This is a genomic window from Pseudomonas rustica (assembly GCF_049959085.1).
Lineage (GTDB): Bacteria > Pseudomonadota > Gammaproteobacteria > Pseudomonadales > Pseudomonadaceae > Aquipseudomonas > Aquipseudomonas rustica.
Genome location: NZ_CP188200.1, coordinates 5,126,311 through 5,139,166 on the forward strand (window position 1 = coordinate 5,126,311; position 12,856 = coordinate 5,139,166).

General features: G+C 61.0%; 15 protein-coding genes. 2 read left to right on the plus strand and 13 right to left on the minus strand.

The features are described 5' to 3' along the window. Positions 1-66 precede the first annotated feature (66 nt). Complete coding sequence (locus tag ACP3TY_RS23345; protein ID WP_159811639.1) at positions 67-1,341, plus strand: MFS transporter; 1,275 nt, start codon at positions 67-69, stop codon at positions 1,339-1,341. Here the strand turns inward: ACP3TY_RS23345 and gspM are convergent. The 13 genes from gspM to gbpA form a co-directional block, all read right to left on the minus strand. Next, positions 1,334-1,780 (minus strand): type II secretion system protein GspM, encoded by a 447-nt coding sequence (gspM, locus tag ACP3TY_RS23350; protein ID WP_426618591.1) that lies wholly within the window; start codon positions 1,778-1,780, stop codon positions 1,334-1,336. The two genes, ACP3TY_RS23345 and gspM, sit on opposite strands and share 8 nt — an antisense overlap. After that, positions 1,777-2,871, minus strand: coding sequence for a type II secretion system protein GspL (gene gspL, locus ACP3TY_RS23355; protein WP_426618592.1), 1,095 nt, complete (start codon positions 2,869-2,871; stop codon positions 1,777-1,779). Before gspL ends, gspM begins: the two co-directional genes overlap by 4 nt. Next, on the minus strand, positions 2,868-3,716 hold the full coding sequence (locus tag ACP3TY_RS23360; protein WP_426618593.1) for a general secretion pathway protein GspK: 849 nt from the start codon (positions 3,714-3,716) through the stop codon (positions 2,868-2,870). The genes gspL and ACP3TY_RS23360 overlap by 4 nt, the downstream gene beginning before the upstream one ends. Next, a complete protein-coding gene (gene gspJ, locus ACP3TY_RS23365; RefSeq protein WP_426618594.1) occupies positions 3,713-4,204 on the minus strand; it encodes a type II secretion system minor pseudopilin GspJ in 492 nt (163 codons plus the stop codon). Before gspJ ends, ACP3TY_RS23360 begins: the two co-directional genes overlap by 4 nt. Next, positions 4,197-4,580, minus strand: a complete 384-nt coding sequence (gspI, locus tag ACP3TY_RS23370; RefSeq protein WP_426618595.1) for a type II secretion system minor pseudopilin GspI — start codon at positions 4,578-4,580, stop codon at positions 4,197-4,199. Before gspI ends, gspJ begins: the two co-directional genes overlap by 8 nt. Beyond that, complete coding sequence (gene gspH / locus ACP3TY_RS23375) at positions 4,573-5,040, minus strand: type II secretion system minor pseudopilin GspH (protein WP_426618596.1); 468 nt, start codon at positions 5,038-5,040, stop codon at positions 4,573-4,575. The genes gspI and gspH overlap by 8 nt, the downstream gene beginning before the upstream one ends. Continuing rightward, the gene (gene gspG / locus ACP3TY_RS23380; protein ID WP_159811634.1) at positions 5,040-5,498 is read right to left on the minus strand and encodes a type II secretion system major pseudopilin GspG; all 459 of its coding nucleotides are present in this window, start codon (positions 5,496-5,498) and stop codon (positions 5,040-5,042) included. Before gspG ends, gspH begins: the two co-directional genes overlap by 1 nt. 3 nt (positions 5,499-5,501) lie before the next feature. Further along, positions 5,502-6,701 (minus strand): type II secretion system inner membrane protein GspF, encoded by a 1,200-nt coding sequence (gene gspF / locus ACP3TY_RS23385; protein ID WP_426618597.1) that lies wholly within the window; start codon positions 6,699-6,701, stop codon positions 5,502-5,504. A gap of 3 nt (positions 6,702-6,704) precedes the next feature. Next, complete coding sequence (gene gspE, locus ACP3TY_RS23390) at positions 6,705-8,171, minus strand: type II secretion system ATPase GspE (protein WP_426618598.1); 1,467 nt, start codon at positions 8,169-8,171, stop codon at positions 6,705-6,707. Beyond that, positions 8,168-10,057 carry a type II secretion system secretin GspD gene (gspD, locus tag ACP3TY_RS23395; RefSeq protein ID WP_426618599.1) on the minus strand — a complete coding sequence of 630 codons (1,890 nt, stop codon included), beginning with the start codon at positions 10,055-10,057 and terminating at the stop codon, positions 8,168-8,170. Before gspD ends, gspE begins: the two co-directional genes overlap by 4 nt. 8 nt (positions 10,058-10,065) lie before the next feature. Further along, positions 10,066-10,566 carry a type II secretion system protein N gene (locus ACP3TY_RS23400; protein WP_426618600.1) on the minus strand — a complete coding sequence of 167 codons (501 nt, stop codon included), beginning with the start codon at positions 10,564-10,566 and terminating at the stop codon, positions 10,066-10,068. A 7-nt stretch (positions 10,567-10,573) separates the two neighbouring features. Further along, complete coding sequence (locus ACP3TY_RS23405; protein WP_426618601.1) at positions 10,574-11,122, minus strand: cytochrome b/b6 domain-containing protein; 549 nt, start codon at positions 11,120-11,122, stop codon at positions 10,574-10,576. A 74-nt stretch (positions 11,123-11,196) separates the two neighbouring features. After that, entirely contained in the window at positions 11,197-12,663 is a 1,467-nt protein-coding gene (gbpA, locus tag ACP3TY_RS23410) for an N-acetylglucosamine-binding protein GbpA (RefSeq protein ID WP_426618602.1), read from the minus strand. Here gbpA and ACP3TY_RS23415 point away from each other — a divergent pair. Further along, positions 12,593-12,829 carry a hypothetical protein gene (locus tag ACP3TY_RS23415; RefSeq protein WP_426620530.1) on the plus strand — a complete coding sequence of 79 codons (237 nt, stop codon included), beginning with the start codon at positions 12,593-12,595 and terminating at the stop codon, positions 12,827-12,829. The genes gbpA and ACP3TY_RS23415 overlap by 71 nt on opposite strands. Positions 12,830-12,856 lie beyond the last annotated feature (27 nt).

Below are 12,856 nucleotides of genomic sequence, written 5' to 3' on the forward strand. Positions count from 1 at the left end.
ATAGAAACATTAGCCAGCTATATGATTTTTTCATTGCCTGCCTGGCTGTGCCCTCCGAGGTCTGAAGTGAAAACTGCTGTCGCGCCCCTTGCCCATGAAGTTCCGCCTGCTGCAGCCGACGATGTCGTCGCCGAGCTGCAAGAGATCTACATCGAAAAAGGCACGCCGATGTTTATGCGCACGGTACTGGCGCTGTTCAGCGGCGGTTTCGCGACCTTTGCGCTGTTGTATTGCGTGCAGCCGATGATGCCGCTGCTGTCCCACGAATATTCGATCAACGCCGCGCAGAGCAGTCTGATCCTCTCGGTCGCCACCGGCATGCTCGCTATTGGTCTGCTGATCACCGGGCCGATTTCTGATCGGGTCGGGCGCAAACCGGTGATGGTAACTGCGCTTTTTGCCGCAGCGATTTGCACCATGGCCAGTGCAATGATGCCGAGTTGGGAAGGCGTGCTGATCATGCGCGCACTGATCGGCCTGTCGCTGAGCGGTCTGGCCGCCGTTGCGATGACTTATCTGAGCGAAGAGATTCACCCGCAGCACATCGGCCTGGCGATGGGTTTGTACATCGGCGGCAACGCGATTGGCGGGATGAGCGGGCGCTTGATCACCGGCGTGTTGATCGACTTCGTCAGCTGGCACACGGCGATGCTGGTGATCGGCGGTCTGGCGATGATTGCCGCAGCGGTGTTCTGGAAGATTCTTCCGGAGTCGCGCAATTTTCGCTCGCGCTCGCTGCACCCGCGCAGCCTGCTCGACGGTTTCACCATGCACTTTCGCGACGCTGGTCTGCCGCTGCTGTTTCTCGAAGCGTTCGTGTTGATGGGCGCGTTTGTCACGCTGTTCAACTACATCGGTTATCGCTTGCTGGCGGCGCCGTACAACCTTGATCAAGTCTTTGTGGGTTTGCTCTCGGTGGTGTACCTGTCGGGCATCTACAGCTCGGCGAAAATCGGTTCGCTGGCCGACAAACTTGGCCGTCGCAAAGTGCTCTGGGCGACCATTGCGCTGATGTTCGTCGGCCTCGCGTTGACCCTGTTCACGCCGTTGCCGCTGGTGATTGTCGGCATGCTGATTTTCACTTTCGGTTTCTTCGGCGCGCACTCGGTGGCCAGCAGCTGGATCGGCCGCCGCGCGCTCAAAGCCAAAGGCCAGGCGTCGTCGCTGTACCTGTTCAGCTACTACGCCGGCTCGAGCATCGCAGGTACTGCGGGCGGCGTGTTCTGGCACCTTGGTGGCTGGAACGGCATCGGGTTGTTCATCGGCGCGCTATTGCTGATCGCGCTGTTGGTGGCATTGAAACTGGCGAAACTGCCGCCCCTGACTGGCGCGACTATCTGAGCTGTAGCCGCGCTTCCAGCAGATTGTCGCGCGGCTCCAGGCTCAGCGATTGCAGCACCACGCCGTCACGTTCAAGCCTGTCCAGCCAGAGCAACAATGGCTCGGGCGGGCCGCTAAGGGTCAGACGGATCTGCTCGTTATCGCTGTCCATTTGCTGCACCTCAAACCCGGTCGAGTTGAGGCTTTCGCTGATCCTTAACGACAACGGCTGAGTCGCGTCGAACGCCGAACTGCTTGGTGGCTGAGCGCGATCCAGTTGAATTGCAAAAGCCTGTTGCTGACGATGTTGGCGCTCGAGCGCTTCGAGCCGTTGCACGCTTGGTTGCCAGATCCAGGTAAACACCGCACCACCGAGCAACCCCGCCATCAGCAGCAGAATCAACCCACGCTCACGGCGCGATAAACGCCGCCAACGCTGAACGTAATCATCAGACTTCATACGCCCGCCTCCCACGTCAGTGTCGCCGTCACCCGATCGCCTATCTTGCTTGCGCCCTCGACTTTTATCGCCAGACCTTGCTGACGCCCGCGTTCACGCAACTGCTCAAGCTCGGCAAAACTGTTGGCCGTCAATTGCACTTTCCAGCCATCGACCTCGGCAAAATCGATGCGCTTGACCTCGACCTGACTCGCGCCAATCACCTGCTCGATCAACCTGACCAGCGCCGCAACCTGAGTGTCGCGAGACTGCGCTGGCAAACTCTGAATCGCCCGCATCTGCGCGGTCAGATCGACGATTTGCCCGTGCTGTGGATACAGCGTTTTGAAGCGCTGTGCATTGTGCTCGGCGAGACGCCGGGTTTCGCCATCAAGGAAACGGAACCGCGTTTCGCTGGCGCCTACGCCCAGCAACAAAAAGGTCAGCAGCACCGCCGCCAGCGAACGCCACGGCAACGGCGAATGCCGTGGCGCAAACTCGCCATGACGCAGATTGATCGCTTGTCGAAAACCTTCCGCCAGCAATGCCTGTTCATCCGGCTCATCGACCCAAATCATGTCCTCGGGCAACACGCCTTTCAGCGCGGCCAAACCCTCGTCCGTGACTGCAAGCCGCGCCGGCAACGCCCCGCCCAGCAACCAGCGTCCGAACCAGCGGGTGCCGATTGGCTGATCCGTGGGCAACAAGTCGGCATCGACAAACACCGAGCGCACTTGCAGACCACTTTCACCGAGCAGCGACAACACCGCGGCCAGGCGCTCACGAGCGATGACCATCAGCGGATAACGTCGCTCGGCGTCCGCTTTGCCAACGCTCAAATGCACAGTGTCGAGCGCTTCGCCAAGCTGCTCTTCCACAGCAAATGCCAGCGCCTGCGCGGCCGGCGCACGGCGCCCGGGCCAGGGTTCGCTGCGCAGCCAGCTGCAGGATTCGATGGGCAGTAACAGGTCGATTTTTTGTCCGCGCAGTACTTGTGCGGCTTGATGCAGCGGCATCGATTGGCGTTGGCCGGTGTGCGACCACAGGCAACACGGCCAGTCAGTCGACAGGTCTGCAAGCCCTTCGGCGGTCAGGTAAAGCCAGTTTTTCATTGCGTTATCTCGAGGCCGCGGGAGGGAAGTAAGCGGCGTTGCAGGACTTTCAGCTGGGCGGATTTTTCGACAAGCTCGACGTCAGTGCTCAGCGTCAGCACGTGCTGGTCTTGCACCACGCGCACGCTGATGCGATGCCAGCGACTGTCGACGCCGAGTCCATGGGTATTGATTCCAGCATCAGCGATTAATGGGTCGGCGCTGAAGGCTTGAACGCTGTGCCATGAAGTTGTCGGACGCTGACGAACGAGGGCGTCGGCCACTTCGGGCTCGATCTCCAGCACGCGCAGCAACAGCGCCGGTACCGTGTTGATATTCAGCGCTGCATCCGTGGGCAGCAGCGAAACCCATGGTTCTAGGCGTCGTAGCGTTGCCGCATCGAAACCCGGCACCAGTCTTAATTGGCTCAACTCTGATAAAAACCCGACCTGATCAGGTCGCAACGCGGGCAACTCCAGCAATTCGAGCAACCGCGCCCAGCGCTCAAGCGTCACCACATCAATCTGCCCCTGATGCAGCAATGCATTGAGATTGAAACGCGCCGACAGGTCTTCGATCTGCACCTCGACTTGCGCGTCTTCGCTGCCCAGTTCAGGAGTGATTTGCGGCCAGTCGCGGAGCATCTCGGCGTGGTTCTGCTGTTCAACAAAAGCCTTGTGCAAACGCCGTAGCGCCCAGATTTCTCCGCCCACCGCCAACTGACGCAAATGCAAGGTTTGCAGCTGTTGCGCGCTGCTCTGCAAGGCCAGTCGATGACTGCGCAATAGGCCGCTGGTGATCAGCAAAGCGAGGCTCAACACCAGCATCACACTGATCAACGCCAGTCCCTGTTGCCGGTGTTTCATGGCAAGGCTCCCGGCAACAGCAGCACCCGGCGAATGCCGTCATAGCGTCGAGTCGAGAGCTGAAACTCCATCGCAGAATCATCAAGCAGGCGCCAGCGCAGATCGACGACTTCCTCCAGCAACTTCTGCCGCTGCACGGTCAGCGAGCCCTCGGCACGGCTCTCGCGCCACAACACGTCGCCGAGCAAGCGATACGTCAGCTCCTGACGTTCGCTGCGCGGTTGATCCAGCGGATTGCGCCAGTTACTGCGTTGCACGCTCAGTTGCCCGGCATTCAACACCACCGGCTGTTCGGTGATGTGCAGCAGATCGCGCTCGATCACCGCCACCGCCCGTTGCAGACTTCTGAAAGCGCGCTCATGACTCGCCGTCGTCTGTTGCACGCGCACCACGCTGTCGAACAGGCGCCAACTGGCGAGACCGAGTACGGCAAAAATCGCCATCGCGATCACCAGTTCCAGCAGGGTGAATCCGCGCTGGCTATTCATGGCGGCCCTGCAACCGTGCAGTCGTGCGATACAACGGTTGATCGCTGTCGGCGAGACTGACTTCCAGTTCCACCGTGAACAGCCCCGATACATCGCCCTCGCGCAGATGCTGACGTAACCGCCATTCGCGGCGATCCATGTGCACGATCTGTTGCTGTTGTCCGGCGACCCACGTGTGTTGCAGGCGCAATTCGTTCAAATGGTTATCCGCCAACCACGCGGCAAACAACCGTTGCTCAGCCGCACCACTCTGCTGCACCACGTAGCGGCTCGCGGACAATATCGCTGCTGCGAGTACGGCGAAAACCGTCAGCGCGACCATGACTTCCAGCAGCGTGAAACCTCGCATGCGCTTGATCAGCGGTCGGTCACTCATCAAGCGAGACCTCGCTCAAACCGTCCGAAGACAAACCCGCCCAAACTCGCTCGCGGCTTGCCAACTGCAAAGTAAACGCGCTGATTTCATCGCTGCTGAGAATCAGCAATTGCGGCCTCTCTGCGCTGCTCGCCAAGCGCACCGGCAGGCCCTCCACAGCAAGTCGCGGCTGCAATTCCGGCGGCCATGTTTGCAAGGCCATTAAAGGCGACCAACCCCGCTCGCCAAGCTGCAGAACGCGATAACCCTCCGGGCTGAAACCCACACCAAACTCCCGCCCTTCCAGCACCGCCCGTTCGCGAAATTGCTCGATCACCCGTGCAATCCGGCTCGCCTCCTGCCGCGCCACTTGCGCCGGATTGCTGCCGCCCACCAGGCTGACCAAACCCAGCAGCACGCCGATCAGCACCATGACCACCATCAACTCCAGCAAGGTGAAACCCCGGCAGCGCTGGCGCATCAATCGATGGCCCAGTTGCCGATATCGGCAGCGTGGCCGTCACCGCCGCTGACGCCATCGGAGCCCAGCGAATACAAGTCATAACCGCCACCCACCGCACGGGTGCCGGGGTTGAGGTATTGATACGGCGTACCCCACGGATCGCGCGCCAGACTTTTCAGATAACCGGCAGGATTCCAGTTGCGCGCCGCCGGGGTGCCGCTCGGGCGTTTCACCAACGCTTCCAGCCCCTGCTGCGTGGTCGGATACCGCGCGTTGTCGAGGCGATACATCTCCAGCGCCGTGGCGATCGCCTGAATGTCGATCTTCGCCGCAGTGGTTTTCGCCTGATCCGGCCGGCTCATGAATTGCGGAACGACAATCGCGCCGAGGATGCCGATGATCACCACCACGACCATGATTTCGATCAGGGTGAAACCGCGCTGCGCGGTCGCTGTTTTTCTGTGCAAAAGAGCCATGGATCAATTCACCAATTGGTTGAGACTGAGGATCGGAAGGAGGATGGCGAGGACGATCAACAACACCACCGCGCCCATCACCAGCAGCATCGCCGGCTCGAACAAACTCACCATCAAGGCGATGCGCGCAGCGAGGCTGGCTTCCTGTTGTTCGGCGGCGCGGGCGAGCATGGCGTCGAGCTCGCCCGCGCGTTCACCGCTCGCGATCATGTGCAGCATCATCGGCGGGATATCGCCACTGCGTTCCAGGCTGCGGGTCAGCGTCGAGCCTTCGCGCACCGAGCGGGCGACCTCGCTCATGCGTGCGCGGATGGTTTGGTTGCCGATGACGGCGGCGGCGATTTCCAGTGCATCGACCAAGGGCACGGCGCTCTTGCCGAGGATCGCCAGAGTGCTGGCGAATCGCGCCGCTTCCATGGCGCGCAGAAGCGTGCCGATCAGCGGAATATTCAATGCCAGCGCATGCCAGCGCAGTCGCCAGAGCGGTTGACGCAAACTCCAGCGCCAGCCACTAAACAGCGCCAATGCGCCGCCAAGAAACACCAGACCAAACTGACGCACACCGTCGCTGAGGCTGATCAATGCGCGGGTCAGCCATGGCAGCTGCTGGCCGCTGTCGACGAATATTTTCACCACGTCCGGCACCACGTAGCCGAGCAGGAAACCGACGATGGCCACGCTGGCGAACATCAGAATCGACGGAAAAATCAGCGCCATCTGAATCTTTTGCCGCGACGCCTGCCGCGCCTGGGTGTAAGCGGCCAGTTGCTCCAGCACATGACCGAGATGGCCCGAGCGCTCACCCGCCGCCACCGTGGCGCGGAACAATTCGGGAAATGCCGCAGGAAACTGGCTTAACGCGACGGCCAGCGCATGGCCTTCCATGACTCGACCACGCACCGCCCACAACAACCCGGCAACACGCCGCTTGCTGGTTTGTCGGGCGACCACTTCCAGCGCTTCTTCCAGCGGCAAACCGGCCTGCACCAGCGTCGACAGCTGCAACGTCAGCAGCGCCAGATCACTAGCGCTCAAACGGCCGGCACGCCTCGCACCCTGTTCACCGCGCAGTTCTTTGAGTTGAAACGGCCACAGTCCCCGCTCTCGCAACAGCTGCCGCGCGTGCCTTGGATTTTCGGCTTCGAGCCGGCCTCGGCAGCGATGGCCTTGCGCGTTGTCAGCGCGGTAATCGAAAGTCGGCATCGCTCAGTTCTCCTGCGTCACGCGCAGCCACTCATCGACGCTGGTGACGCCGTCGAGCACGCGTTGCCGACCCGCCTCAAACAGACTGCGCGAATCCTTGCGCGTGGCGTCGATCAGTTCGCGCTCGCTGGCGCCTCGATGAATCAGCGCTGCCACCGGTTCGCTGATGCTGATCAATTCATAGATGCCAATGCGTCCGCGATAACCGTGTTGGCAATGCTCACAGCCCTGCGGCCGAAACAACGCCACGGTCTGCGTGGGTTGCAAATCCAGACGCAGGCGAGTCTCGGCGTCAGCGAAGTACGGCGCCTTGCAATGCACACACAACGTGCGCAACAAGCGTTGCGCAAGCACACCAACCAACGACGAGGCCAGCAAGTACGCATCCACGCCCATGTCGACCAGCCGCGTCACCGCACCGACCGCGCTGTTGGTGTGCAACGTCGACAGCACCAGATGCCCGGTCAACGAAGCCTGCACAGCGATTTGCGCGGTCTCGCGATCACGGATTTCACCGACCATCACCACGTCCGGATCCTGCCGCAGAATCGCCCGCAAACCGCGGGCGAAAGTCATCTCGACTTTCGCATTGACCGGCATCTGACCGATCCCCGGCAGGTGATATTCGATCGGATCCTCGACCGTGAGAATGTTGCGCGACGGATCGTTCAGGCTGCTCAACGCCGCATACAAACTGGTGGTTTTGCCGGAACCGGTCGGCCCGGTCACCAGCAAAATCCCGTGAGGTCTGGCGAGCAGGTTTTGCAGGCTGACGAGGGTGTCGTCCGGCATGCCCAGACGTTGCAGTTCGAGGCGTCCGGCCTGCTTGTCGAGCAAGCGCAGCACCACCCGTTCGCCATGCGCCGACGGCAGTGTTGAGACGCGCACATCGACTTCGTGCCCGGCCAGACGCAAGGCAATCCGGCCGTCCTGCGGCACGCGTTTTTCAGCGATGTCGAGGCGCGCCATGACTTTGATCCGCGACACCAGCAACGTCGCCAGTTCGCGTTTGGGCCTGAGCATCTCGCGCAACTGACCGTCGACGCGCATGCGCACCGACAGGTATTGCTCGAAGGTTTCCAGATGGACGTCCGAAGCCTGTGCACGCACTGCCTCGCTGAGCAGCGCGTTGATCAGGCGGATCACCGGCGCATCGCCCTGTTGCTCGAGCAGGTCGGCGGTTTGCGGTACTTGCTCGGCGAGGCTGAGCAGATCCAGTTCATCGTCCAGCCCTTGCGCGACCTGTTGCGCGGCGCTCTGGCCTTCGCGATAGGTGGCCGCCAGACGCGCGGCAAAAGGCTCTGGCTCAAGCACCTCGATTGACAGTTTGCGAGCACATAAGCGACGCACTTCGGCCAGCGCGGTCAGCGACGTGTCGGCACGAATGAGCAGGTGGGAGCCCGCAGCGTCCAGCAGCACGCCAAACCGCCGGGCGAAACCGAACGGCAGGATTTCCAGCGGAGCACTCATGGCGCCACCTTTCCGGGCTCAAACAATTGCCGCGCCTCGGCCGGCAGCAACAGCGAGTTGCTCTCCCCGGCCTTGGGCTGACTGAGGTCACGCAAGGTGTCGTAACGCTGCTGACTGATCCCGGAGAGATCTTCGCGGCTGCGCACGATGGTCGGGCGCAGAAACACCATCAGATTGCTTTTGGTCTGGGTGTCGCGGCTCCAGCGAAACAGCGCGCCAACATAGGGAATATCGCGCAGCAACGGCACCCCGCTTTTCTGCGTGCGCACGCTGTCGCGGATCAGCCCGCCAATCACAATTATTTCGCCGTCGTCGGCGAGAATCGTGCTTTTCAGCGCGCGCTTGTTGGTGATCAGATCCGAGGAATCGATGCCCGACACCGAAGGCGCGATGTCCGAGACTTCCTGCTCGACTTCCAGACGCAGGGTCGAGCCTTCGTTGATGTAGGGTTTGATCTTCAGGCTGATGCCGACGTCTTTGCGCTCGACCGTGGTGAACGGGTTATCCGCCCCGCTGCTGTTGGTCGAGTAGGAGCCGGTCTTGAACGGCACGTTCTGCCCGACGATGATTTCCGCTTGCTGATTGTCGAGGGTCAGCAGGCTCGGCGTGGACAGCAGATTGCTCCGCGTATTGCTCGCCAGCGCCGAAATCAATGCGCCGAAACGGTCGCCGCCCAACTGCAGAATCGCGCCGTCGGGCGCCGATTTTTTCTCGTCGAACTTCAAGCCACCGACGATGGGAATGTCGGTGCCGGGAAAGTTGATAAAGCCCTTCGCGTCGCCCGTACTCAAGCCCCACTGCACGCCCACGGCATCGGCGATGTCGCCGGAGATTTCGACAATGGCGGCGTGGATCAGCACTTGCGCGCGCGGCTGATCGAGCTCGCGGACGATGTTCTCGATGGTTCTGACCTGAGCCGGATCGGCGATCAGCACCAGCGCATTCTGACTTTCGTCGGCCTTGAGCATGAACGGCGTTGCGGCGGACGCTTCTTTGACGCTGCCAGCTGTGGGTTGTTTGCGATTCTGGCCCATGCTTTCCAGCACCTGCGCGAGTTGCTTGGCATCGCTGTGGCGCAAACGGATGACCCGCGCGGTGTCGAGGCTGGCGGTGGCCGGCACGTCGAGTTGGCGAATCAGCTCGGTCAAACGCTGGCGCACGGCGAGCGGGCCGATGACGATCAAGCGATTGGTTCTGACGTCGGCCAGCACTTGTATCAGCGAGTCGACATTGCGCTTGCCCAGCGAGGATTCGATCACCGTGGCGACGTCGCTGGCCTGGGCAAAACGCAGCGCTACCACAGCGTGCTGATCTTGTTGACCGCCGTCGAGTTGGCGCACCACCTGGGCGATGCGTTTGACGTTGGCGCCGGTGTCGGTGATCACCAAGGCATTGGCCGAAACGGACGGGCCGAGGTAGCCGTTGGCCGACACCAACGGGCGAATCAGCGCAGACAGATCGGCGGCGCTGCTGGTGTTCAGTTCGATGACTTGGGTGATGAATTGCGCGGGGGTGGCGCGCTCGCTGGCCGATTGACCGGCGCGGGTTTTCACGTCTGATACGGGAGTGATGAGGATGCGGTCGCCCTCATCGATCACGGTGAAGTTGTGCGCGTCCAGCACCGAGTAGAACAAGCGCCGCACGCCCTCACGATCCAGCGCCTGACGGGACATGACGGTGACGCGTCCCGACACACGCGGGTCGAGCACGACGGTGGTGCCGAGGATCGCCGAGATCTCTTCGACGATGTCGCGCAGTTCGGCCTGATTCATCGCCAACTGCCAGCGTTGTTCTTCGGCGTATGCAGGGCGATTGAGGAGCGGCGTCGCCAGCACGGCGCAAACCAACAAGGTGCGCAGAGCGTGCGCGCCGTTCAAGTTGTTCATCAATGAGATCACTCTGACTGCCCGTTCAGCGGGCGTAGAAAACGTGCGGAAATGTCTGCGGCGGGTGCCTCGGCGGACGCGGGCGAGTGCTTGAGGAATGCGCTGGCAGAGGGCGCGAGAGGCAATGATTCCTCCCGCCCCTTGTTCCACAGCACCACGTGTTGTGCCTCGACTCGACGCAATACGCTGCCGCCCGGCAAGTCGTCGCCGACCCGATATAACCGCGCGCCTTGGGCAGCGCTTATCAGGGCTTTCGACAGGCCACTGTCGACGGCGAACGTCGCTTGCAGGGTCAGCGATTCGGCGCTTGGTCGAAGTGCGCTGGGCGCGGCGAGCCCGAACACCGTGGCCACTGCGGCGGTGTTCAAAGGTGCAGGTGCCTTCGGCATTGGCACAGCGACCGGCACCGGCAGACGTTGCGCGTTGCGAAATGCCCACTCTTGCCAAGCGAGAAACGCAGCACAGGCGAACGGCAGCGCCCACAGTCCCAACAGCAAAAAAAATCTCACCGGCGGTTCATCCGATACGCCCACAGGCCTGGCGAACGCGCGAGCGCCACGACATGCGTCGCAGCACGCGGTAACCGCGCAGCTCGTGCAGAATCACCGCGCCAATGTGCATTGCCACCAGCACTGCCAGCGCGGTGCAGGCCCAGATGTGCAGCACGAAAAAGCCGTCCGTCAGCGCCACATCGCTCAGCGGCTGCGGGAATTCGAACAGGCCGAACACAGGGATCGGTCGATCCATCATCAGCACCCCGCTCACCAGCACCACTGCCACCAGCAAATAGATCAGCCGATGGACAAACATCGCGAGCATTTTTGCCGAGGAAAACTGCGCCATGCGCTCATGTCGCAGGTGGCTGACAAACACCACCAGCCGCCAGCAGAACACAGGGATGAACAGCGTGGTCAGCGACACATTGACCCCGGCCACCCACTGTTTGGTGTCATCGGCCACATTGACGTTGGCCACATAAAACCCGGTGACCAGCGTCCACAGAATTACCGCTGCCGACACCCAGTGCAGCAGCATTTGTTGCTTGGAATAAATTGAAAGCGTCATTCGAATCGCCCCTGAAAATCATCAGCGGTCAGACGACCTCGGTGGTCGTCTGACGCAATTACACGGGACGAGCCTTAGAGCTTGTTCCACGCCGCATGCGAGTGCTCGCCGACGCCCGGTTCGAAACCGTTCGCCTCAGGCTTGTACTGCTTGCAATAGCCGGATGCCGGGAACGGCTTGCACTCGAAGACCTCGTTGGTTTTCGGCTGCAGCACCTTGGTGCCGGCGGTGTAGTCGCTGAGACCTTCCGGGAACAGGAAGTCGTAATCGGCGCCGGCGCCTTCACCGGTGACGTTGACAGGCTGGGTGTCTTGACGGGTGGTGCGGCCATCCAGCGTGGTGCCAACCAGCGTCAGCGTGTGCGGGCCGGGGTTGCTGCGGATGTCCATGGCCAGCCAGGTTGCACCGCTGTCCGCTTGCGCGGTGGTGGTGCCGACCAGCTTGTTCTGCTCGTTGAACAGGTTGGCTTCGACGTTCATTTTGCGGTTCGACATCATGCTGAAATCGACTTTGGTTTTACCTTTGTCGAGCACGTATTCGGCTTGTTGCGAGGCCACCGACAGACGCGCGGCGGCGTCTTCTTTCATCAGCAGTTGCACTTCGTAGCGAACGACGCCGCTGTCTTTTTGTGCGTACAGCGTGTTGCTGCCGCGAATCGCTTCGATGTTGCCGTTTTCATCACGAACGCCGGCGCGGATCAGGGTCTGCGACTGGTTGATCTGCTCGGCGAGTTTGAACGACCAGTTTCGCGGCTCGGCGTCTTCGGCGTTGTCGATCGAGATTTCGACGCTGTATGGCGCGCTCTCACCCGCTGCGGTAAAGGCGCGGGCCTTGACCTTGTCGCCAGCCAGCAGTGGCGTCGATGGTGCGATGGCGCCGACCGACGACCAGCCACCGGGCAGGGACGGCTCGGCAATGATGTTTACGTCGAGGACATTGTGGAAGGCCATTTTGGTATCACTGACGCCCCAGATTGCGAGGATCACGTGCTGACCGTTTTTGTCTTCTGGGATACTGCAGCGATGCCTGGTGCCTGGCACAGGCATCTGAAAATCACCCGCGACCTCACAAAAAGGCGTGCTCTCGAACGAAGTGCGTTTCAACGCTTCATTCGGGTTCCAGCCGTTACGGGTAATGAAATATTGGTGTTTTTCCACCGTATGTGGCGCTTCGTAATGCCACTGGAAATCCAGCGTGCGCTCTTTGATGTCTGTCAGCTGCCAGCGTGTCGCGGACTGCACGTCCAGAGCAGTGAACAGTTCATTGCCACCGCTAGCGATCCTGCCATCTACCGGCCCTTGGCCCTTGTCACCACCCACACCGGCCGGGAAACCCTGAAAGGTTTCGCCAACACTTTGTGGCTCGTATTGCGCACCACCACAACCGGTGTTTACTCCCTTCTGGCACAGCAACGCGCGCGATGGCGGCACCTCTACATAACCATGGGCTACTGCGCCCGAAGAACCCAGCATGGCCGACAGTAAAATCAACGAAGAAGTGCATGTCGCCAATGCACTCCTTTTAAAATTTGGTGTTTTCATTGTTATTCCAGGCTCATATCAAATAAGCGAGCCTGGCATCGCGCCAGGCTCTAATACGGTGCTCGACCCCATGCCGAACACACGCCTGAAACCTTACGTGGATAGGGAAAACTTCTATGTAGGAGTAATCACCGGGTGTAGCAGGAATAGTCGCCACGGAAACTAATCCGACAACTAAGGAAAGAATTCTTAC